Origin of the sequence: Mycolicibacterium aurum (genome assembly GCF_900637195.1) — a bacterium.
Taxonomy (GTDB): Bacteria; Actinomycetota; Actinomycetes; order Mycobacteriales; family Mycobacteriaceae; genus Mycobacterium; species Mycobacterium aurum.
This window is the reverse complement of sequence record NZ_LR134356.1, coordinates 5,487,328-5,508,720: the sequence shown is the minus strand read 5'-3', so window position 1 is coordinate 5,508,720 and position 21,393 is coordinate 5,487,328. Positions and strand designations below refer to the sequence as shown.

The following is a 21,393-nucleotide window of genomic DNA, read 5'->3' as shown; positions in this document are numbered from 1 at the left end:
CGGTCGTCGGCGTCAGGTGGCGAGCTCGTACGACGATTCGCGGTGGAACGCGGCGTCGATGCCCTTCTCCTCTTCTTCGGGCGAGATGCGGATGCCCATCGTCTTCTTGATGGCGAAGGCGATCGCGAATGCCACCACGAACGAGTACGCGAGCACCGCGAACGCGGCGACCGCCTGCCGCCACAGTTGATCCGCGCCCCCGCCGTAGAACAGGCCGTTCGTGGCGTTGGGCATGCTCTCGCTGGCGAAGAAACCGATCAGCAGCGTGCCGATGACACCGCCGACGAGGTGCACACCGACGACGTCGAGCGAATCGTCGTAGCCGAACTTCGACTTCAGGCCCACGGCGTAGACGCAGATCGCCCCGGCGATCGCGCCGACGGCGATCGCACCCACGGGTGTCACCGCGCCGCAGGCGGGGGTGATGGCGACCAGGCCGGTGATGGCGCCGGATGCGGCACCGACACCGGTGACATGCCCGTCCTTGAACTTCTCGACGGCCAGCCACGCCAGGGTGGCCGCGCAGGTGGCGACGAACGTGGTGACCATGACGATGGCCGCCGAGTTGCCCGCGGCCAGCGCCGAGCCGCCGTTGAACGCATACCAGCCGGCCCAGAGCAGGCCGGCGCCCAGCAGCGTCAGCGGCACGTTGTGCGGCTTGCGCAGCTGGCCGAACATCGCGGACTTGCCGAGCACGATCGCGACGGCGAGCGCGGCCGCGCCCGCGTTGATGTGCACCGCGGTGCCACCGGCGAAGTCGATGGCCTTGAGCTGGTTGGCGATCCAGCCGCCGACCGAGTTCTCGGTGACCACGCCGTCGAACGCGAACACCCAGTGCGCGACGGGGAAGTACACCAGCACGGCCCAGACCGTGGCGAACAGCATCCAGGCGCCGAACTTCATCCGGTCGGCCACCGCACCCGAGATCAGCGCGACGGTGATCGCGGCGAACAGGGCCTGGAACAGCGAGAACAGGCTGATCGGCAGGCCCGAGATGGTGGTCTGTGACTCCAGGAGGTCCTTCATCCCGAGGAACTCGGTGAAGCTCCCGACGAATCCGTCGTAGGACGTGCCGAAGACCATCGAGAAGCCGAACAGCACCCACAGCACGCCGACGATGGCGACCGCGCCGAACGTCATCATCATCATGTTGGTCGAACTCTTGACCGAGACCATGCCGCCGTAGAACAGCGCGAGTCCGGGGATCATCAGGGTCAGCCCGATGATGCAGCACAGCATGAAAGCCGTGGTGCCGGTGTCCACTACATCCATTGAGAGGTTCTCCTGTGACGGCGGCCCTCGTCATTGGAAGTGGGGCCGATCACTGGCAGTAACGGACGGTTCTGTTACGCGGACGGCTTCTGCACGTTGCGATGAGGTTAATGCTGAGCCTGGCAATTGGCTGTACGGTGCTCCTGGTGTGCACCCGCGTGGTCTACCTCGGTACCGGCGAACGGATTGTGACCGGACGGTCGATGGACTGGGAAGTCGAGATCGGCACCAATCTGTGGGTGCTGCCGCGGGGTGTGTCCCGCAGCGGCAGCGCGGGCCCGAACTCCGCGACGTGGACGTCGAAGTACGGCAGCGTGGTCGCGAGTGGATACGACATCTCCACCACCGACGGTCTCAACGAGGCAGGCTTGGGCGCGAACCTGTTGTGGTTGGCCGAATCCCAGTACCCGTCCGACGGCGGTGACCGCCCGGCGGTGGCGCTGTCGCTGTGGGCTCAGTACGTACTGGACAACTTCGCGACCGTGGCCGAGACCGTCGCCGCGTTGACCGCGACGCCGTTGCACGTGGTGACCATCGAGGTGCCCGGCCAGCAGCGGCTGGCCACACTGCATCTCGCGCTGTCGGATGCGAGCGGTGACAGCGCGATCGTCGAGTACATCGACGGCGAGCAGGTGATCCACCACGGCCGCGACTACCAGGTGATGACGAACTCGCCGATCTTCGACAAGCAGCTCGCGATCACCGAGTACTGGAACCAGATCGGCGGCACGGTGATGCTGCCGGGCACCAACCGCGCTGCCGACCGGTTCGTGCGCGCGTCGTTCTACATCGATGCAGTGCCGAAGACCGCCGATCCGCTCGAAGCCGTCGCCGTGACGCTCGGCGTGGTGCGCAACGCCTCCGTGCCGTACGGCATCACCACGCCCGACGCGCCGAACATCTCTTCGACGCGCTGGCGCACCGCCATGGACCACACCTCGCTGCGGTACTTCTTCGAGTCGGCGTTGTCGCCGAGCACCTTCTGGGTCGATCTGGACAACCTCGACTTCAGCGAGGGCGCGCCGACGCTGACACTCGGGCTCGGCGAAGGGCAGAAGACCGTCTACACGGGCGAGACCAGCGCCCAGTTCGCCAAAGCCGAACCGTTCAGGTTCCTGGGCGTGGGCTAGGAGCCCGCCGGCCAGTTCAAGACGATCTCGTCCAGCGGCAATCGATGCCGGGGCGCGCTGTCGCGTTCGGCGACGTCGTCCGGCACGTCGGCATGGTCGCCGAGCCAGCCGACGGCGATCACGACCAGCGGCCGGAGCCCGTCGGGCAGCGCATACGCGTCCGCCGCACCGGCCGCGTCGAACCCCGCCATCGGGTGGGCGATCAGGCCCCGCGCGACCGCCTCGATGAGCAGGTTGCCCATGGCGGCGCCGCCGTCCACCGCGGAGTACAGCGTGGTCTTGTCGTCCTCACCCTCGTCGGCGCACAACAGGATCAGGGCGCCGGCCGCCGTCGCGTAGCTGTTGCCGCGTCTGAGCAGCCCGGCAAGGGTCGCGAAGGTGCCGTCACCGCGCCGCCCGACCACGAAACGCACCGGCTGGCGGCGGCCCCAGGTCGGTGCCCATCGGGCGGCTTCCAGCAGAGCGACCAGATCCGTCCGCGTCAGTTCGGCGTCGGGATCGAACGCGCGTGGACTCCACCGCTCGGCGATCGGGGGGTGGATGGGGACCGACGTATCGGCCGACCGATCTGCTGGCACAGGGGGCAGGCTACCGGCGGGAAAAACCAGGTGCACCGAGCCTTTATCCTTTATGGGAATCTCCCAGGACCGGAAAGGCAGTTCAGTGGCGCTCGTCGTACAGAAGTACGGCGGATCCTCGGTGTCCGACGCCGAGCGAATCCGCCGTGTGGCCGAGCGCATCGTCGAGACGAAGAAGGCGGGCAACGACGTCGTCGTGGTGGTCTCGGCGATGGGTGACACCACCGACGAGCTGCTGGACCTGGCCAAACAGGTCTCGCCGGCCCCGCCGGTCCGCGAACTCGACATGCTCCTGACCGCCGGCGAACGCATCTCCAACGCCCTGGTCGCCATGGCGATCGAGTCGCTCGGGGCGCAGGCCCGCTCGTACACCGGGTCGCAGGCCGGCGTCATCACCACCGGCACCCACGGCAACGCCAAGATCATCGACGTCAACCCGGGCCGGCTGCGTGCGGCGCTCGACGAGGGGCAGATCGTGCTGGTCGCCGGGTTCCAGGGCGTCAGCCAGGACACGAAGGACGTCACGACACTCGGACGCGGCGGCTCGGACACCACCGCCGTCGCCGTCGCCGCGGCACTGAACGCCGACGTCTGCGAGATCTACACCGATGTCGACGGCATCTTCACCGCCGACCCGCGCATCGTGCCGAACGCGCGCAAGCTCGACACCGTCTCCTTCGAGGAGATGCTGGAGATGGCTGCCGCCGGTGCCAAGGTGCTGATGCTGCGCTGCGTCGAGTACGCGCGCCGGTACGACCTGCCCATCCACGTCCGCTCGTCGTACACCGACAAGCCGGGCACTCTCGTCACAGGATCGATGGAGGACATCCCGATGGAAGACGCCATCCTCACCGGAGTTGCACATGACCGCGGCGAGGCGAAGGTGACGGTCGTCGGGCTTCCCGACGTTCCGGGTTACGCCGCCCAGGTGTTCCGCGCCTGCGCCGACGCGGACGTGAACATCGACATGGTGCTGCAGAACATCTCCAAGGTCGAGGACGGCAAGACCGACATCACCTTCACGTGTTCGCGGGAGAGCGGCCCGGGCGCCGTGGAGAAGCTCACCGCGCTGCAGGACGAGATCGGGTTCACCCGGGTGCTCTACGACGATCACATCGGGAAGGTCTCGCTCATCGGTGCCGGAATGCGTTCGCACCCCGGGGTGACGGCGACGTTCTGTGAGGCGCTGGCGAAGGCGGGCATCAACATCGACCTGATCTCCACCTCCGAGATCCGCATCTCGGTGCTGATCAAGGACACCGAGCTCGACCGCGCCGTCGCCGCCCTGCACGAGGCGTTCGGCCTCGGCGGTGACGAGGAAGCGGTCGTCTACGCGGGAACGGGGCGGTAGTCATGGGGCGAGCGAAGCGACGGGAAATATAGATGACCAGCATCGGTGTGGTGGGCGCCACCGGCCAGGTCGGTCAGGTGATGCGGAATCTGTTGGTGGAGCGCGACTTCCCCGCTGACGAGGTCAGGTTCTTCGCTTCGGCGCGGTCGGCGGGCAAGAAGCTGGAGTTCCGCGGCCGCGAGATCGAGGTCGAGGACTCCGAGACAGCCGATCCGACCGGCCTGGACATCGCGCTGTTCTCGGCCGGCGCGACGATGTCGCGGGTGCAGGCGCCGCGCTTCGCCGCCGCAGGCGCTGTGGTGGTGGACAATTCGTCGGCGTGGCGCAAGGACCCCGACGTGCCGCTGGTGGTGTCGGAGGTCAACTTCACCAGAGATGCGGGGAACAGGCCCAAGGGCATCATCGCGAACCCCAACTGCACCACCATGGCCGCGATGCCGGTACTCAAGCCGTTGCACGACGCGGCCGGGCTCACCCGGCTGATCGTGTCGAGCTACCAGGCGGTGTCGGGTAGTGGACTGGCCGGTGTCGAGGAACTCGCCTCGCAGACCCGGGCCGTCATCGACGGCGCCGAGCAGCTGGTGCACGACGGTTCAGCGCTGGCGTACCCGGCGCCCAACAAGTACGTGGCGCCGATCGCGTTCAATGTCATTCCGCTGGCCGGTGCGCTCGTCGACGACGGCTCGGGTGAGACCGACGAGGATCAGAAGCTGCGCAACGAGAGTCGCAAGATCCTCGGAATCCCGGACCTCGCCGTTTCCGGGACCTGCGTGCGCGTCCCGGTGTTCACCGGCCACTCGCTGTCGATCAATGCCGAGTTCGCTCAACCGTTGTCGGTCGAGAAGGCCACCGAGATCCTGGCCTCCGCGCCCGGTGTGACGCTGGTCGATGTGCCCACACCGCTGGCCGCCGCGGGGGTGGACGACTCCCTCGTCGGCAGGATCCGTCAGGATCACGGTGTGCCCGACGGGCGCGGCCTGGCACTCTTCGTCTCGGGGGACAACCTCCGAAAAGGCGCGGCACTCAACACGATTCAGATCGCCGAGTTGCTGGCCGCAAGTCTCTGAATTGCGCGGGCACGGTATTTCATGTGCGGTCTTCGTGACCGTCTGCGCGTGGAACACCGTTGCGCCTGCAGCCGCCACACCGGCGCCGCTGCCGCCGCTCATGCCCGGTCAGGTGTTGCGGCTGGGGCCCACGGCCGGAACTGGCACGCCGACAGTTGATTACGGGATCGGCGCGACCGATCTCTGCGAGTTCATGGAGTTTCCGAGCGGAATTCTGCAGGTCTGCGGCGACAGCTTCGCCGGCCAGGCGGTGGGTTTCGGCGGCTGGTACTCCCCGATCGCGTTGCACGTGGTGGGCGACTCCCTCGACGATCCGGGTGGGGTGCGCTACGACGGTGTGACCGGCGTCGACACCCCGCTGCTGGCGGACGCGACAGCACCCGGCGAATCGCAGCTGCCCGCAGGCGTGATCGAGATCAACCGGGAGAACTGGATGATGGTCACCACCACCAAGGACCTGCGCCCGCAGAACTCGCGGCTGGTGAAAGCCGAAGCCGGCCAGGGCAATTGGCGGACGGTCCCGGGTTCGCGGCGGGATGCCGGCTACGCGGGCGGGTTGCAGTCGCAGATCAGCGGCTACTACGACCCGATCCCGACTGCCGAGTCGGCGAGCGGCTGGGTCTACATCGTGGCCAACAGTTTCGACCGTAGTGGCCCGGTGGTGCTCTACCGGGCGACTCCGGAGACGTTCACCGACCGGGCCACCTGGCAGGGCTGGACCGGCCTCGGCTGGGGCGGCGAACCTGTCCCGCTGTGGGATGACCGGGTGGGGGAGATGAGCGTGCGCCAGATCGACGGCGACGCGGTGCTGTCGTACTTCAACGCCAGCACCGGCAACATGGAGATCCGGGTCGCCGACGCGCCAACGGGATTGGGGACAGCGCCTGTGACCACGGTCGTGGTGGCCGCGCCGTGGCCGGATCCGGTGGAGGTCCTGCCACCGCCCCAGGACAATCGGCTCGCCCAGCCCTACGGCGGCTACATCTCGCCCAGCTCCACCCCGGACGCGGTGCGCGTATTCGTCAGCCAGTGGAACACCACCGCGCGTGGCGGGACGCCCTACCGGGTCATCCAGTACGCGGTGAACCCGGTGAAACCCTGACGGGCGCCGACGTTTGCCGACGCCGTCTGCAGGACATGATGGTGGTGCAGACGCCCACACAGTAGGGAGTGGCCGATGACCGTGCTGTTCATTGCCGACAGAGCCAAACGTGCACGTGCGGGACTCTCGGGGCTGGCCATGGTGGCGGGCGAGGGGGTCGAGTACTCCAGCGATCCGGCCTACCTGTTCACCAGGCGACCTGCCGAGGGCAGACGGGTGGCGTTGGTCAGCGGCGGCGGCGCCGGTCACGAGCCGATGCACGGCGGCTTCGTCGGCCGCGGTGGGTTGGACGCCGCCTGCCCGGGTGAGATCTTCACCTCGCCACACAACCGCCAGATCTATGCGGCCAGCGCGCAGGTCGCGCTGCCCGACGGTGTGCTGCACATCGTGAAGAACTACACCGGCGACGTCCTCAACTTCTCCATCGCCGCCGAGCGTCTGCGCGCCGACGGCATCGCGGTCGAGCAGGTGCTCGTCGACGACGACTGGGGTTCGCGCGACGCGGGCAAGGTGGGCCGCCGGGGCACCGCGGCCACGGTGATCGTCGAGAAGGTGCTCGGCGCGGCCGCCGACGCGGGCTGGTCGTTGGCGGAGCTGGCCGCACTCGGTCGCGACGTGGTCGCCAGGTCGCGCACGGTCGCGGTGGCCTCCGAAGCCCATCGCAGCCCCGGCGACGGCGGCCGCGCCTTCGAGGTGTCGCCGGGGTCACTCGAATTCGGTGTCGGTATCCACGGCGAGCCCGCACGGGAACGCATCGATGTGACAGATCTCGACGGCCTGGTGGACAGGATGGTCGACGCGCTGACGGCCGACCTGTCCGCGCCCGAGGGGGTGGTGGTGCTCGTCAACGGTCTGGGCGGGACAGGCCAGCTGGAACTGCTGCACTTCGGCGACGCCGCGGCGCGGGCCCTGATGGCACGCCGAGTACCCATTCGTAGCCTCGTGACCGGCGCCTACTGCACGGCACTGGACATGCGTGGCGTCAGCCTCACGGTGGTCGATGCCGACCCGGAGTGGCTGCCGCACTGGTACGCCGATCACGGCACGCCCGGCCTGCCCCGTCCGACAGTCTTCGCCGGGGTCGACGACGTGCACGCCACGGGCCGGGAGGAGGGCGCGTCGACACATGCGTCGCCATGGCTGCAGAATCTGGCCGACCGGACCGAGCGCCTCCGCGACCACTTCAACGCCCTCGATCAGGCGGCAGGCGACGGGGACTTCGGTGACAACATCGCGGTGGGGGTGTCGCATGCCGTGCGACGTGGAGACGCCGAGGATGACCTGGTGGCCGACCTCGGCCACCTCGCCTCGGCCTTTCTCGACGACGTCGGCGGGTCGAGTGGCCCCCTGCTCGGGCTGGTGTTCGGCGGCATCGCGTCCCGCGCCGCGGATGCGCCCGGTGACGCGCTCGCCGGTGCCGTACTCGCCGGGCTGGGCGACGCGTTGACTGCGGTGCAACGGGCAGGCGGGGCGCAACGCGGCGACCGAACCCTGGTCGACGCACTTGCGGCTGTCGTCGACGACGCCGGTCGCCGCGACGTCGAGGGCCTGGACGGTACGTCCGTGCTGGCGGCGATCGAGGGGGCCGGAGCTACCGCTGAGATGGTCGGCGGCCGGGGCCGGGCTGCCTACGTCGGCGAACGGGCGATCGGCCGTCCGGACCCAGGCGCCGTCGCCGTCGCGTGGCTGTGCGCCCTCTTGTGGCAGGCGGTCACCGGAGACAGCTCGGACCAGGCGGACACCGCGTTGGAGGCGCTTCTCGCCGACGGGTGACCCCGCCCGCACCCTCATACCGGATTCACAGCGCTCCCTTTCACACCTGCTGCGAATAAGGGTGGAGGATCGTCGCCATGAGCGAATCCACACCAGCCCCGGGTCAGTCCGAGGCCACCACCGGACCGGTGCCCGCCGCGGCGCCTGCGACCGGTGCCCGCCGCGGCGCCGCAGACCGTCTACGTCCCGCAGCGGCCCAGCCGTCTGATCCAGGTGGCCGCATGGGTCGGGATCGTCGCCGGTGCGGTGTTCATCGTGGCGGTCATCTTCGGCACGGGATTCGTCCTCGGCAAGAACGTCGGCGACGGTCAGCGGTACCACCATCGCGGACACGAGATGATGCAGCGCCCGGGTCCCGGGATGTTCCCGCCCGGCGGGTTCGAACGCGGGCCCGGCTTCCCCGGCTCTTTCGGACCGGGCGGACCGGGTGGGTTCGCAGGACCGGGCGGACCGCCGACACCAGCCCCGCAGCGGCCCTGATCGTCGGTTTCGGGATGTTTCGTCCGCGCTTTGGGTACGAACCTTGTGAGGACGACGGCCACAGCCGAGAGACGCCGCTCATCCCTGAGGAGGAACATGATAGAGAAGTACGCAACAACTGATGCCGGTGCGCCGGTACCCAGCGTCGAACACTCACTGACCGTCGGCTCCGACGGGCCGATTCTGCTGCAGGACCACTACCTGATCGAGCAGATGGCCAACTTCAACCGCGAGCGCATCCCGGAGCGTCAGCCGCACGCCAAGGGTGGCGGCGCGTTCGGTGAGTTCGAGGTGACACACGACGTCACCCAGTTCACCAAGGCGGCGTTTCTGCAGCCCGGCGTCAAGACCGAGATGGTCGCCCGGTTCTCGACGGTGGCCGGCGAGCGCGGCAGCCCAGACACCTGGCGCGATCCGCGCGGGTTCTCGCTGAAGTTCTACACCAGCGAGGGCAACTGGGACATGGTCGGCAACAACACCCCGGTGTTCTTCATCCGCGACCCGATGAAGTTCCAGAATTTCATCCGGAGCCAGAAGCGGATGGCCGCCAACAACCTTCGCGACCATCACATGCAGTGGGACTTCTGGACGCTCTCACCCGAGTCGGCCCATCAGGTCACCTGGCTGATGGGTGACAGGGGCATCCCCAAGACCTGGCGGCACATGAACGGGTACTCCAGCCACACCTACAGCTGGGTCAACGCCGACGACGAGATGTTCTGGGTCAAGTACCACTTCAAGACCGATCAGGGCATCGACTTCCTCACCCAGGAAGAGGGCGATCGCCTGGCCGGTGAGGACGGCGACTATCACCAGCGCGACCTGTTCACCTCGATCGAGGACGGCAACTTCCCGACGTGGACGCTGCACGTCCAGATCATGCCGTTCGAAGATGCGAAGACCTACCGGTACAACCCATTCGATCTGACCAAGGTGTGGCCGCACAGCGATTATCCGTTGCAGCAGGTCGGCAAGATGACGCTGAACCGCAACGTGGTCGACTATCACGCCCAGATCGAGCAGGCCGCGTTCGAGCCGAACAACGTCGTCCCGGGCACCGGGCTGAGCCCGGACAAGATGCTGTTGGCCCGCGGGTTCTCCTATGCCGACGCCCACCGCGCCCGGCTCGGGGTGAACTACAAGCAGATCCCGGTCAACGAACCCCACACCGAGGTCCGTGCCTACAGCAAGGACGGCGCGATGCGTATCCGCAACGCGACCGACCCTGTCTACGCGCCGAACTCGATGGGTGGCCCCGAGGCCGACCCGAAGCGCGCCGCCGAGGTGCACTGGGCCTCCGACGGAGACATGGTGCGTACCGCCTACGCGTTGCGTGCCGAGGACGACGACTGGGGCCAGGCGGGCACCCTGGTTCGGGAAGTCCTCGATGACGCGGCCCGAGACAGGTTGGCGAGCAACATCATCGGCCATGTTTCGGACGGTGTGAAGGAGCCGGTGCTGTCGCGGGTGTTCGAGTACTGGCGCAATGTCGACCCGGATCTCGGCAAGAAGGTCGAGGAGGGCGTGCGCAACGGCGGCTAGCTCCTCGGCGCCACCCACAGAAGCATCAGCGCCACGTGGCGGACGGTCTTCAAGACCGACCGGCACGTGGCGCTGTTGCTGTTCGCGCGAGGGAAAGCGGGGGGCCGAGTCACCGCCGCGCCCGACCGAGCATGGCCCGTCGGCGATCCCGACGCGATGCAACGCGATTGGATACGTACGCTGGGTGACGCGACGCGACGTGACGCAGTTGGACGCGAACGTCTCCGCCACGTGACAGGTGCCCCCGCCGATCCCCCCATCTGCGGGGGCACCGCCGTGTCTGGCTTCTCCGCACCGACACGCGGCAGCCGCGTGGCGCACATCACTGCTTCGGCGCATGCGGTTCCCGCTGTCGGCCACGTCTATCAGGTGAGTACTTCACAAGACTCCGGCGGCACGGTCCGGAGGCGTGGGAAAAGGAGCGTTGATCGTGAGCGACATCTCCAACGGTGCCGGCGAACTCGCCGGACGCGCAAAACAATCGGTGGGCGACTTGACCGGGAACGAGGATCTGCAGGCCGAGGGACAGATCGAGGAAGTCAAGGCCAAGGTCAAGCAGGCCGCCTCGGACGTCTCCGACAGGGCTGAAGACCTCGCAGAGTCGGCCGAGGACAAAGTCGCCGAGGTCGCCGACAGGGCATCTGAGCTGGGGCACAAGGCTGCCGACACGGCAGGCGATCTTCATCTCGACGACAAGCGCGTGACGGTCGCTCTCGCCGCCGCCGGCGTCGCCCTGGTCGTCGTGCTGCTGACCCGGCGCGCGGCCAAGCGCACCGCCAGAAAGCACCCGGTGGCACGCGGCACGGTCAAGGGCATCGGTCGGGCGCTGTCGTCCTGACCGTCTCGACGGAGGCCAGTTCGTCTCTGTCACAGGAACTGTCGGCTCGGACCCGAGGCCGACGATCACGAAGGAAAGGGATCACATCATGGGAATCGCTGACAAGGCCAAGAACGCCGCCGAGGATGCCATCGGTCAGGCCAAGGAGGTCATCGGCAACATCACCGGCAATGACGACCTGAAGGCCGAAGGCAAGAAGGATCAGGGCGTCTCCGGCGCCAAGAAGGTCGGAGAGAACATCAAAGACAAGTTCACCAACTGATCAACCCGTCCTGTCAACGGTCCGCGCCTGGTGGCGCGGACCGTTGTTCGTCAACAGTGACACTTCGGCCGATCTCGTCTAGCGCGGGGTCTGGCCGGGATTCTGACCCGGATACGGCAGCAGCGCCATCTCGCGCGCGGTCTTGATCGCCAGGGCGACCTGGCGCTGCTGCTGCACCGTCACGCCGGTCACGGTGCGGGACCGGATCTTGCCGCGCTCGGAGATGAACTGCCGCAAGGTCGACGTGTCCTTATAATCGACACGGTCGATTCCCAGTTGCTTCAAAAGGTTTCGCCGCTTCTTCACCGTAGCGGATTCACGCCGCCGCACGCTCACCAGCTGCTCTTCCGGACGCCGGGCAATTGACCCTGGTGGGCGAGCTCACGCACCCGCACCCGGGACAGCCCGAACTTCCGCAGGTGCCCGCGCGGGCGTCCGTCGGTCGAGTCGCGGTTGCGTACCCGCACCGGGCTCGCGTCGCGCGGCTGCCGATTGAGCTCTGATTGTGCCGCAGCCCTTTCCGACGGCGACGTCGACGGCGACCTGATGAGCTGCTTCAGCTCTGCCCGGCGTTCGGCATAGCGCGCCACGACCTCGCGGCGCTGTTCGTTCTTGGCGATCTTGGACTTCTTCGCCATCGGTCAGCGCTCCTCGCGGAAGTCGACGTGCTTGCGCACCACGGGGTCGAACTTGCGCAGCGTGAGGCGGTCGGGGTCGTTGCGACGGTTCTTGCGGGTGATGTAGGTGTAGCCGGTACCCGCGGTGGACCGGAGTTTGACCAGCGGTCGAATCTCGTTGCGTGCCATTACACTTTCTGCCCTTCCCGGCGGAGTCGAGCCACCACGGACTCGATGCCGTCGCGGTCGATGATCTTGATGCCCTTGGCGCTGACGCGCAGCGTGACCCGACGCCCCTCGGACGGCAGGAGGTACGTCTTGCGCTGGATGTTGGGATCCCAGCGACGACGGGTGCGCCGATGCGAATGCGACACCGCATTACCGAAACTCGGTGCGCGTCCCGTGACCTGACAGTGGGCGGACACAGACTCTCCTCTTAGTGGAAATCGTTTTCGACAAGCTGCCGACAGGACTGTAGCGTGAACGCCCAGTTATTGAAAATCATTCCCATTAGAGGAGGGTTGATGCGTACTCCAGTCGTCGTGGTCAGCGGCCAGGCCGACACCGACAGCGTCACCGGTGTGCTTCTCGCAGGCGAGGGCACGGCGCTGGTGGAGCACCGTTTCGACGGCCACGTCGTGCACCGCAGGACCACGACCGTCCAGCGGGGCGTCGAGGTCACCGCGGACTCGGTGCTGGAGCTGGCGAACTGCTGTGTGTCCTGCACCGTGCGCAACGACCTGCTCGAGCACCTGAGGTCCCTGCACCGGCGAGCCGACATCGCCCGGATCGCCGTTCTGCTGGGGCCGTGGATGGAACCCGAGCCGGTCTGCTTCGCCATCAGGCACTCACCCACCGCGCGCGATGTGTCGCTCGCGGCGGTCATCACCGCAGTCGACGCCACGGACTGGCTGTCCCAGTCGGTCGGGGAGGACGCACTCGACGACGGGCGCACCGTTGCGCAGGTGCACGTCGGGCAGGTCGAATTCGCCGACGTCGTCGTCCTGACCGCACCGCACCCGGACACGCTCGCCGTCATCCGGCGGCTGGCGCCCACGGCGCGGGTCACCGTCACCGCGGAGCGGCTCGAACTCTGCCTCGCGAACCTGGATCCCGGCGCCCGCCGCGGGCGTAGCGACGATCCACATGGATCGCTGCTGGCCGGACAGCCGCCGCTGGAGGAGTCCGGCCGGGTCCGGCTCGTCGAGTTCGAGTCGCGCCGCCCGTTCCATCCGCGCCGGCTCCATGCGGCCGTCGACCTGTTGCTCGACGGGGTCGTGCGCACCCGGGGTCGGCTGTGGCTGGCAAGTGAGCCCGAGCGGGCGATGTGGCTGGAGTCGGCCGGTGGCGGACTGCGAGTCTCGCAAGCAGGAAAGTGGTTGGCGGCCATGACCTCCCGCGAGATCGCCTACGTAGGCCCCGAGCGGCGGGCGATGGCCGACCTGATCTGGGACGATAGGCACGGCGATCGGCACACGTCGATGACCGTTCTGGTGTGCGGAGCGGACCCTGCCGAGATCGTCCAGGCGCTGCAGGGGGCGCTGCTCACCGACGACGAAATGGAGCGCCCGCAGGATTGGCGCCGCTACCAGGACCCCTTCGGCGATTGGCATACCGACGAGGCCCGGCTGGCATGATCGGGTGAATGAGCATCGACGTCGTCTACACCGCAGAGTCGACCGCCACCGGAGGTGGCCGCGACGGTCATGTGAAGTCCACCGATGGCAGGATCGACCTCGACACCCGCCCGCCCAAGGAGATGGGCGGCAGCGGTGACGGGGTCAACCCCGAACTGCTGTTCTCGGCCGGCTGGTCCGCATGCTTCCTCGGCGCGCTGCGACTCGTGGCCAAGAACGAGAAGGTCGCCCTCGACGATGCCAGCGGCATCACCGCCGAGATCGGCATCGGAAAGGCCCCGGAGGACGAGGGGGGCGGATTCGGCCTGGCGGCCAGGTTGATCGGCTACCTGCCCGGCCTGGAACAGGACGTCGCCGACGACCTGATGGAGAAGGCGCACGCGTTCTGCCCGTACTCGAAGGCCACCCGCGGCAACATCGACGTCACGCTCGCGGCGAAGATCTGACATGGCGCGCATTGCCGCCGGGGTCATCGCCTGCGCGGTGCTGTCGCTGGCCCTGGCTGCGCCGGCCCACGCACGACCGTCCGATCCCGGCGTGGTCAATTACGCGGTGTTGAACAAGGGCTCCGTCGGCAACATCGTGGGCGCCCGGATGGGATTCGAGACGACGTTCACCGACCCGTTTCAGGCGTTCTATGTCGACAACCCCGCGTGCAACAACTGGGCCGGCATCGGCCTGCCCGAGGTCTACAACGATCCCGACCTCGCGGCGTTCAGCGGTGCGGTCACGCAGGAATCGCCGACGGACATGACCCACTTCGTCAAGCAGACGGTCGGGGTGTTCGCCACCTCCGATGCCGCCAACAGGGCCTTTTATCGCGTCGTGGACCGGACCACCGGCTGCAACGGCCAGACCACGGCCATGCACTTGGACAACTTCACCACCCAGGTCTGGACGTTCACCGGCGGGCCGACCACCGCGACGGACGCGAACTGGGTCAAGCAGGAGGCCGGCACCGACCGGCGCTGCTTCGTGACCACCCGGCTGCGGGAGAATGTGCTGCTCCAGGCCAAGGTCTGTCAGTCGGGTAACGGCGGGCCCGCGGTCAATGTGTTGGCCGGCGCGATGCAGAACACCCTGGGCCAATAGCAAGTCGGGTACTCGTCATCGACAAGTCACTGAAATAAACCCGGGACTTTGTCGGTCTCCTCTGGAAGATGGGTACAGAGTCAGCGTCAGTTTCAGACCCGGAGGTGGTGGCCATGGCCCGCACCACGGCGTCGGGTAGTGCCGTCGAGGAACGTCTCGAGCCACTGCCCGGCGCGGAGGCCGCCGCGCAACACATCGTCGACGGCTGCCTGCGAGACGGGCCCGTCGGGTCCGTGGGGCTGGAGATCGAGGCCCACTGCTTCGACGTCGCCGATCCGCTCCGGCGACCCGATTGGGACGAACTGACCGAGGCCATTGCCGGCATCCCGCCGCTGCCGGGCGGTAGCCCGGTCACCATCGAGCCGGGCGGCGCGGTGGAACTCTCAGGACCGCCCTTCCCGGACCCGGGAGCGGCCATCGCCGCCATGGCGTCGGATCGGGCCGTACTGCGTGCCGCGTTCGCCCAGGCCGGGTTCGGGCTGGTGTCTCTGGGCGCCGACCCGCTGAGGCCGCAGGCCCGGGTCAATCCCGGTCCGCGGTACGGGGCGATGGAGCAGTTCTTCCGGGCCAGCGGCACCGCCGACGCCGGCGCGGCGATGATGACGTCCACAGCGTCGGTGCAGGTCAACCTGGAGGCCGGCCCGCGGGCCGGCTGGGCGGACCGGGTGAGGCTGGCGCATGCACTCGGGCCGACGATGGTCGCCATCGCCGCCAACTCGCCGGCACTCGGCCGCGAATTCACCGGCTGGCAGTCCACCCGGCAGCTGATCTGGAGCCAACTGGACTCGGCACGCTGCGGGCCGATCCTCGGCGCCGATGGCGACGACCCCGCCAGCGACTGGGCCCGTTACGCATTACGGGCTCCGGTCATGCTCGCTCACACCCCCACCCCCATGGCGGTCACCGAGTGGGTTCCGTTCGCAGACTGGGCCGACGGCCGCGTGCTGCTCGGCGATCGCAAACCCACGGTCACGGATCTGGAGTACCACCTGACCACGCTGTTCCCCCCGGTACGGCCGCGGGGATTCCTTGAGGTGCGCTATCTCGACAGCGTTCCCGACGCGGTGTGGCCCGCCGTGGTGTTCACACTGGCCACCCTCCTGGACGATGCCGCCGCCGCGGACATCGCGGCCGAGGCCACCGAGTCGGTGGCCACCGCATGGGACCGTGCAGCCCAGGTCGGTCTCAAGGACCGCAGGCTGCACGCCGCCGCCGTCCGCTGTGTGCAGGCCGCTGCCGAACGTGCGCCCGCCGCGCTCGAGGAATCGATGACGGTGCTCACGCGTTCGGTCGAACAAGGACGGAGCCCGGCTGACGACTTCGCCGACCGGGCAGAGAAGTATGGGATCGCGAACGCGGTGACCCAACTGGCGCAAGGATGAAGTGTGACTGATCGGGAGACGCTCGCCGGTGAATTGACCAGGGCGAGGAACCGCACCCTTGCACTGGTGGACTTCGACGACGCAGAGGTGCGGCGCCAGTACGACCCGCTGATGAGCCCGTTGATCTGGGATCTGGCCCACATCGGCCAGCAGGAGGAGCTGTGGCTGCTCCGCGGCGGTGACCCGGCGCGGCCCGGCATGCTCACCCCGCAGGTCGACCAGCTCTACGACGCGTTCGTCCACTCCCGCGCCAGCCGGGTGGACCTGCCGCTGCTTCCGCCGTCGGACGCGCGCAACTATTGCGCCACGGTGCGCGGCAAGGTGCTCGACGCGCTCGACGCGCTGCCCGACGGACATCCTGACGCGTTCACTTTCGGCCTGGTCATCAGCCACGAGAACCAGCACGACGAGACGATGCTGCAGGCGCTGAATCTGCGCTCCGGTGCACCGCTGCTCGATCGCGGGTCGCCACTGCCGCATGGCCGGCCCCAGCTGGCCGGGACGTCGGTGCTGGTTCCCGGCGGTGCGTTCGTCCTCGGTGTCGACGCCGCGGCGGAGCCGTACTCGCTGGACAACGAGCGGCCCGCCCATGTGGTCGACGTGCCCGCGTTTCGCATCGGGCGGGTGCCGGTCACCAACTCCGAGTGGCGACAATTCATCGACGACGGTGGCTACGACCGGCCGCTCTGGTGGTCGGATGTGGGCTGGGAGCACCGGCAGCAGGCCGGCCTGACGGCTCCTCTGTTCTGGAATGGCGGTGCGCTGGCGGGTACCCGGACGCGATTCGGCCACATCGAGGACATCCCCGGTGACGAGCCCGTGCAGCATGTCACCTACTACGAAGCCGAGGCCTACGCGGCGTGGGCAGGTGCTCGGCTGCCCACCGAAGCGGAATGGGAGAAGGCCTGCTCCTGGGACCCGGACACCCGATCCCGGCGTCGATACCCCTGGGGTGCAAGCGAACTCACCGATACGAAGGCCAACCTCGGTGGTGCGGCCTTACGCCCCGCGCCGGTCGGGGCGTACCCGGCGGGTGCATCGGCGTACGGGGCGGAACAGATGCTCGGCGATGTGTGGGAGTGGACCAGTTCGCCCCTGCGGCCGTGGCCGGGTTTCACCCCGATGGTCTACAAGCAGTATTCGGAGCCGTTCTTCGACGGTGTCGCGACCGGTGAGTATCGGGTGTTGCGCGGCGGTTCGTGGGCGGTGGCGCCGGGAATCCTGCGGCCGAGCTTCCGCAACTGGGACCACCCCATCCGCAGGCAGATCTTCTCGGGCGTTCGGCTGGCGTGGGATGTGTAGGCATCTGGCGTGGCTCGGGGCTCCCGTGTCGGTGGCTTCGCTCGTGCTCGATCCGCCCTCGGGGTTGCTGGTCCAGTCGTACTCGCCCCGACTGCAGAAGCACGGGCTGATGAACGCAGACGGTTGGGGCGTCGGCTTTTTCGACTCTGGGGTGACCCGCCGGTGGCGCAGCGCCGCACCGCTGTGGGGTGATGCGTCGTTCGCATCCGTGGCTCCCGCACTGGTCAGCGGGTGCGTGGTGGCGGCGGTGCGCTCGGCGAGCGTCGGCATGCCCATCGAGGCTTCAGCTTCGGCGCCGTTCACCGACGGGCACTGGCTGCTCTCCCACAACGGGGTGGTGGACCGCGCTGTCCTGCCCGCGGCCCGGCACGCCGAATCGACCAACGACAGCGCCCTGCTCGCGGCGCTGATCTTCGACCGCGACATGGACGCATTGGCCGACACCATCACCGGCGTCGCCGCCGACGATCCGAACGCGCGACTGAACATCCTGGCGGGCAACGGATCCCGACTCGTCGCCACCACCTGGGGCGACACTCTGTCGGCACTGACGCGCGACGACGGTGTCGTGCTGGCCAGCGAGCCCTACGACGATGACCCCGCCTGGGAAGAGATCCCGGATCGACACCTGGTCGAGGTCACCGAAGACCTGCGTGTGCACCTGACACCCTTGAGAGGATCGTGATGGCTTCGACGTCGTTGGCCCTGACCAACTACCTGGCTGAGGACGCAGCCGAAGAGGCGCTGCGCCGGGATGTGCGGCACGGGTTGGCGCAGACACCGAAAACGCTTCCGCCCAAATGGTTCTACGACTCCGTGGGCAGTGAGCTGTTCGACCAGATCACCCGGCTGCCCGAGTACTATCCGACACGCGCGGAGGCGCAGATCCTCAAGGCGCGCGCGGCCGAGATCGCGGCGGCGTCGGGGGCCGACACCCTGGTGGAACTGGGCAGTGGGACGTCGGAGAAGACGCGGATGCTGCTCGATGCTCTGCGGGACCAGGGCTCGCTGCGCCGCTTCATCCCGTTCGACGTGGACTCCACCGTGCTGCTGGCGGCCGGTGCGGCCATCGAGAAGGAGTATCCCGGCGTGGAGATCACGGCGGTGTGCGGAGATTTCGAGGAGCACCTCGGCAAGATCCCCACTGTGGGACGACGGCTGGTGGCGTTCCTCGGCTCGACGATCGGCAACCTGACGCCGGGCCCCCGTGCGCAGTTCCTGGCCTCTGTGTCGGAGTCCATGCAGCCCGGTGACACCCTGCTGCTGGGTACCGACCTGGTCAAGGACACCGACCGCCTGGTTCGCGCGTACGACGACGCCGCCGGGGTGACGGCGCGGTTCAACCGCAACGTGCTCGCCGTCGTGAACCGGGAACTGGCAGCGGACTTCGACCTGGACGCGTTCGACCATGTGGCGCGCTGGAACGCGGACGAGGAGCGCATCGAAATGTGGCTCAGATCGACGCGCGCGCAACGGGTCCACATCGCCGCCCTGGACCTGGAGGTCGAGTTCGCCGAGGGCGAGGAGATGATGACCGAGGTGTCGTCCAAGTTCCGCCGGTCCGGTGTCGACGAGGAGCTCGCGGCCGTCGGCCTGCGGCGCACCCACTGGTGGACCGACGAGGCGGGCGACTTCGGCCTGTCGCTGTCGGTGCGGTGATGCCGGGCGACGTGGAAACACTTGCCGGACAGTGGCGGTCGGCCCGGCCACCTGTGGCGGGGATCCACGCCGACAGCGCCGCGTGTTCACGGCAGAGCTTCGCCGTGATCGACGCGGCGTCGCGGCACGCCACCCACGAGGCGGAGGTCGGCGGCTACGTCGCCGCCGAGGCTGCCGCGCCCGCGCTGGACGCGGGACGGGCCGCAGTGCGGGCACTGACAGGAATGGTCGACGCCGAGGTCTACTTCACCACCGGCTCCAACCACGGCCTCGACATCCTGTTGAGCAGCTGGCCGGGGGAGCGGACGCTCGCCTGTCTGCCAGGAGAGTTCGGTCCGAACCTGAAGATCATGGCGCACCACGGATTCGAGATCCGCGAGCTTCCTGCCGACGAGTTCGGCCGCCTGGACCTGGGTGCGCTCGGCTCCGCGCTGACGTCCCATCTTCCGGCGCTCGTACACTTCACCGTGCTGGGGAGTCACAGCGGGATCGTGCAACCCGCGCACGCCGTCATCTCGGCCTGCCGGGCGCACGGCATTCCGGTGATCATCGACGCCGCGCAGGGCTTCGGACACCTCGATCTCGCTGATCTCGGTGCCGCCGACGCGGTGTACACATCATCGCGCAAGTGGACGGCAGGCCCGCGCGGCGTCGGCGTACTTGCGACACGGCCAGGGCTGCTGCCCGACTACCCACGGCAGCAGCTGGCCCACGCCGAAACCAATGTCGGCCTGCACGTGGGGTTTTCGGTCGCTCTCGGCGAGCATGTGGCCTTCGGGCCGGCTGCGATCCAGGCTCGGCTGCGCGAGGTGGGCGCCGCCACCCGCGCTGCGCTGGACCACGTCGCGGGCTGGCGGGTGCGCGAGCATGCCGACGAGCCCAGCGCCACCACCACACTGCGCCCACCCGACGGCGTCGACCCCATGCAGGTGCGGTCCCGGCTCCTCGCCGAGCACTCGATCCTCACGACGTACCTCGGGGTGGAGCGTGCGCCGCGCGAGATGCACCAACCGGCACTTCGGGTGTCGCCACACGTCGACGTCACCGACGAGGACCTGGCCGCGGTGGCCGCCGCGCTCGCCGCGGTTACGCGCTGACCGTCCTCGCGGACTTCCGCGGCTGAGCCGCTGCCACCAACCGGACCGGCATCTGTTTGACCCCGGGGACCATGGTCGCCTTCATGCGGGTGATCTCGCCGTCGAGCTCGATGCCGTCGAATCGCGCGAGCAACTCCTCGAACAACACCCGAGCTTCCAGACGGGCCAGTTGAGCGCCGAGGCAGGAATGCTCACCACAGCCGAACGTCAGGTGGGGGTTGGGATTACGCGTGATGTCGAGTTCCTCCGACGTCGGCCCGAAGACGTCCTCGTCGCGGTTGGCCGAGCCGTACAGCATCGTCACGTACTGGCCCTCCCGGATCGTGCGGCCCCGTATCTCGACGTCGCGCGTGGCGCACCGCGTCATGTTGGCGACCGGCGTGGTGAAGCGCAGCAGTTCTTCGACCGCCGACGGCATCAGCTCCGGTCGGTCGCGCAACAGCTGGAACTGATCCGGCCGTTCGATGAGGGCCAGTGTGCCCAGTGCGATCAGGTTGCGCGTCGTCTCGTTGCCCGCCACCAGAAGTAGCAGGCAGAACTGCAGCAGATCCTGGTCGTCGAGTCGCAGGCCGTCCACCTCCGCGGCGACGAGGATCGAGAGCAGGTCGTCGGCGTCGGTCATGCTGCCGTTGCGGCGCAACGCAATCAGTTCCTGAAAATACTGGAACAGCTCGCCCATCGCGGTGAACGTGTCCAGCTCGACGTCGGGGTCGTCCATGCCGACCGTGGCGTCCGACCATGTGCGGAACTGCTCCCAGTCGGTGTCGGGCGCGCCGAGTAGTTCGGCGATCATCCGCGTCGGCAGGGGCGCAGCGATCTGTTCGGCGAACTCGGTACCCGACGCCGGGTCGATCGCGTCGAGCGCGCTGCGGGCGAAGGCCCGCAGCTTCGGTTCCAGGATGGAGACCTGCCTGCGTGTGAAGCCGGCGTTGATCAGCTTGCGCAACTGGCGGTGCCGGGGCGGATCGGAGAAGATCAGGCTGCCGTCCATCACCGGGTTGCTGATGGCGGGGTCGGGGACGGTGATGCCCTTGGCCGACGAGAAGACGGCGGGATTGGTCGATACGTACCTGATGTCCTCGTATTTGAGCAGCGCCCAGAATTCGTGCTCGGCGTTCCAGGTCACCGGATCTGTGGCCCGCAGCTCCCGATACGCCGGATACGGGTCGCCCGCGTAAAAGTTCGGCGAATGCAGTGGATGGGCCACGGTGG

General features: G+C 68.1%; 24 protein-coding genes. 17 read left to right on the top strand and 7 right to left on the bottom strand.

All coding sequences use genetic code 11. The annotated features are described in order from the left end of the window. Nucleotides 1-12: 12 nt before the first annotated feature. The gene (locus EL337_RS26095) at nucleotides 13-1,263 is read right to left on the bottom strand and encodes an ammonium transporter (protein ID WP_048634040.1); all 1,251 of its coding nucleotides are present in this window, start codon (nucleotides 1,261-1,263) and stop codon (nucleotides 13-15) included. Nucleotides 1,264-1,418: 155 nt separating this feature from the next. Between EL337_RS26095 and EL337_RS26090 the strand changes: the two genes are divergently transcribed. Further along, nucleotides 1,419-2,402 (top strand): bile salt hydrolase, encoded by a 984-nt coding sequence (locus EL337_RS26090; protein ID WP_197724154.1) that lies wholly within the window; start codon nucleotides 1,419-1,421, stop codon nucleotides 2,400-2,402. Here EL337_RS26090 and EL337_RS26085 read toward each other — a convergent pair. Further along, nucleotides 2,399-2,989, bottom strand: coding sequence for a nitroreductase family protein (locus EL337_RS26085; RefSeq protein WP_048634039.1), 591 nt, complete (start codon nucleotides 2,987-2,989; stop codon nucleotides 2,399-2,401). The two genes, EL337_RS26090 and EL337_RS26085, sit on opposite strands and share 4 nt — an antisense overlap. A 76-nt stretch (nucleotides 2,990-3,065) precedes the next feature. Between EL337_RS26085 and EL337_RS26080 the strand changes: the two genes are divergently transcribed. The 8 genes from EL337_RS26080 (at nucleotide 3,066) to EL337_RS26045 (ending at nucleotide 11,395) form a co-directional block, all read left to right on the top strand. Further along, complete coding sequence (locus EL337_RS26080) at nucleotides 3,066-4,331, top strand: aspartate kinase (protein ID WP_048634038.1); 1,266 nt, start codon at nucleotides 3,066-3,068, stop codon at nucleotides 4,329-4,331. 32 nt (nucleotides 4,332-4,363) lie between these two features. Further along, a complete protein-coding gene (locus tag EL337_RS26075; protein ID WP_048633999.1) occupies nucleotides 4,364-5,398 on the top strand; it encodes an aspartate-semialdehyde dehydrogenase in 1,035 nt (344 codons plus the stop codon). 100 nt (nucleotides 5,399-5,498) lie between these two features. Further along, a complete protein-coding gene (locus EL337_RS26070; protein ID WP_083443184.1) occupies nucleotides 5,499-6,500 on the top strand; it encodes a DUF4185 domain-containing protein in 1,002 nt (333 codons plus the stop codon). Between the two features lie 75 nt (nucleotides 6,501-6,575). After that, entirely contained in the window at nucleotides 6,576-8,273 is a 1,698-nt protein-coding gene (locus tag EL337_RS26065; RefSeq protein WP_048633998.1) for a dihydroxyacetone kinase subunit DhaK, read from the top strand. Nucleotides 8,274-8,426: 153 nt separating this feature from the next. Further along, complete coding sequence (locus EL337_RS26060; RefSeq protein WP_232786863.1) at nucleotides 8,427-8,753, top strand: hypothetical protein; 327 nt, start codon at nucleotides 8,427-8,429, stop codon at nucleotides 8,751-8,753. Nucleotides 8,754-8,849: 96 nt separating this feature from the next. Next, entirely contained in the window at nucleotides 8,850-10,295 is a 1,446-nt protein-coding gene (locus EL337_RS26055) for a catalase (RefSeq protein ID WP_048633996.1), read from the top strand. Nucleotides 10,296-10,725: 430 nt separating this feature from the next. After that, on the top strand, nucleotides 10,726-11,133 hold the full coding sequence (locus tag EL337_RS26050) for a CsbD family protein (RefSeq protein WP_232786862.1): 408 nt from the start codon (nucleotides 10,726-10,728) through the stop codon (nucleotides 11,131-11,133). A gap of 88 nt (nucleotides 11,134-11,221) precedes the next feature. Next, nucleotides 11,222-11,395, top strand: coding sequence for a CsbD family protein (locus EL337_RS26045; RefSeq protein ID WP_048633995.1), 174 nt, complete (start codon nucleotides 11,222-11,224; stop codon nucleotides 11,393-11,395). A 78-nt stretch (nucleotides 11,396-11,473) separates the two neighbouring features. On the opposite strand, the gene rpsR is transcribed toward EL337_RS26045, so the two are convergent. The 4 genes from rpsR to rpmB are packed head-to-tail and all read right to left on the bottom strand — an operon-like array spanning nucleotide 11,474 to nucleotide 12,437. Beyond that, nucleotides 11,474-11,731 (bottom strand): 30S ribosomal protein S18, encoded by a 258-nt coding sequence (gene rpsR, locus EL337_RS26040; RefSeq protein WP_048633994.1) that lies wholly within the window; start codon nucleotides 11,729-11,731, stop codon nucleotides 11,474-11,476. Further along, nucleotides 11,728-12,033, bottom strand: a complete 306-nt coding sequence (gene rpsN / locus EL337_RS26035; RefSeq protein WP_048633993.1) for a 30S ribosomal protein S14 — start codon at nucleotides 12,031-12,033, stop codon at nucleotides 11,728-11,730. The genes rpsR and rpsN overlap by 4 nt, the downstream gene beginning before the upstream one ends. 3 nt (nucleotides 12,034-12,036) lie before the next feature. Beyond that, the gene (gene rpmG / locus EL337_RS26030) at nucleotides 12,037-12,201 is read right to left on the bottom strand and encodes a 50S ribosomal protein L33 (protein ID WP_048633992.1); all 165 of its coding nucleotides are present in this window, start codon (nucleotides 12,199-12,201) and stop codon (nucleotides 12,037-12,039) included. Beyond that, on the bottom strand, nucleotides 12,201-12,437 hold the full coding sequence (gene rpmB / locus EL337_RS26025; RefSeq protein ID WP_048633991.1) for a 50S ribosomal protein L28: 237 nt from the start codon (nucleotides 12,435-12,437) through the stop codon (nucleotides 12,201-12,203). Before rpmB ends, rpmG begins: the two co-directional genes overlap by 1 nt. Before the next feature lie 99 nt (nucleotides 12,438-12,536). Here rpmB and mrf point away from each other — a divergent pair, with 99 nt between their 5' ends. The 8 genes from mrf (at nucleotide 12,537) to egtE (ending at nucleotide 20,181) form a co-directional block, all read left to right on the top strand. Continuing rightward, on the top strand, nucleotides 12,537-13,649 hold the full coding sequence (mrf, locus tag EL337_RS26020; RefSeq protein ID WP_048633990.1) for a ribosome hibernation factor-recruiting GTPase MRF: 1,113 nt from the start codon (nucleotides 12,537-12,539) through the stop codon (nucleotides 13,647-13,649). 8 nt (nucleotides 13,650-13,657) lie between these two features. Next, complete coding sequence (locus EL337_RS26015) at nucleotides 13,658-14,095, top strand: organic hydroperoxide resistance protein (RefSeq protein WP_048633989.1); 438 nt, start codon at nucleotides 13,658-13,660, stop codon at nucleotides 14,093-14,095. A 1-nt stretch (nucleotide 14,096) separates the two neighbouring features. Next, entirely contained in the window at nucleotides 14,097-14,741 is a 645-nt protein-coding gene (locus EL337_RS26010) for a sensor domain-containing protein (RefSeq protein WP_048633988.1), read from the top strand. 113 nt (nucleotides 14,742-14,854) lie between these two features. After that, nucleotides 14,855-16,123: an ergothioneine biosynthesis glutamate--cysteine ligase EgtA gene (gene egtA, locus EL337_RS26005; RefSeq protein ID WP_083443182.1), complete on the top strand. Its 1,269-nt coding sequence runs from the start codon at nucleotides 14,855-14,857 to the stop codon at nucleotides 16,121-16,123. Between the two features lie 3 nt (nucleotides 16,124-16,126). Beyond that, nucleotides 16,127-17,425 (top strand): ergothioneine biosynthesis protein EgtB, encoded by a 1,299-nt coding sequence (egtB, locus tag EL337_RS26000; protein ID WP_048633987.1) that lies wholly within the window; start codon nucleotides 16,127-16,129, stop codon nucleotides 17,423-17,425. Continuing rightward, nucleotides 17,418-18,110 carry an ergothioneine biosynthesis protein EgtC gene (egtC, locus tag EL337_RS25995; protein ID WP_048633986.1) on the top strand — a complete coding sequence of 231 codons (693 nt, stop codon included), beginning with the start codon at nucleotides 17,418-17,420 and terminating at the stop codon, nucleotides 18,108-18,110. Before egtB ends, egtC begins: the two co-directional genes overlap by 8 nt. Continuing rightward, nucleotides 18,110-19,084 (top strand): L-histidine N(alpha)-methyltransferase, encoded by a 975-nt coding sequence (egtD, locus tag EL337_RS25990; protein WP_048633985.1) that lies wholly within the window; start codon nucleotides 18,110-18,112, stop codon nucleotides 19,082-19,084. The genes egtC and egtD overlap by 1 nt, the downstream gene beginning before the upstream one ends. Further along, nucleotides 19,084-20,181, top strand: a complete 1,098-nt coding sequence (gene egtE, locus EL337_RS25985; protein ID WP_048633984.1) for an ergothioneine biosynthesis PLP-dependent enzyme EgtE — start codon at nucleotides 19,084-19,086, stop codon at nucleotides 20,179-20,181. The genes egtD and egtE overlap by 1 nt, the downstream gene beginning before the upstream one ends. Here the strand turns inward: egtE and EL337_RS25980 are convergent. Further along, on the bottom strand, nucleotides 20,171-21,376 hold the full coding sequence (locus EL337_RS25980) for a cytochrome P450 (RefSeq protein WP_048634034.1): 1,206 nt from the start codon (nucleotides 21,374-21,376) through the stop codon (nucleotides 20,171-20,173). The genes egtE and EL337_RS25980 overlap by 11 nt on opposite strands. Nucleotides 21,377-21,393: the final 17 nt, after the last annotated feature.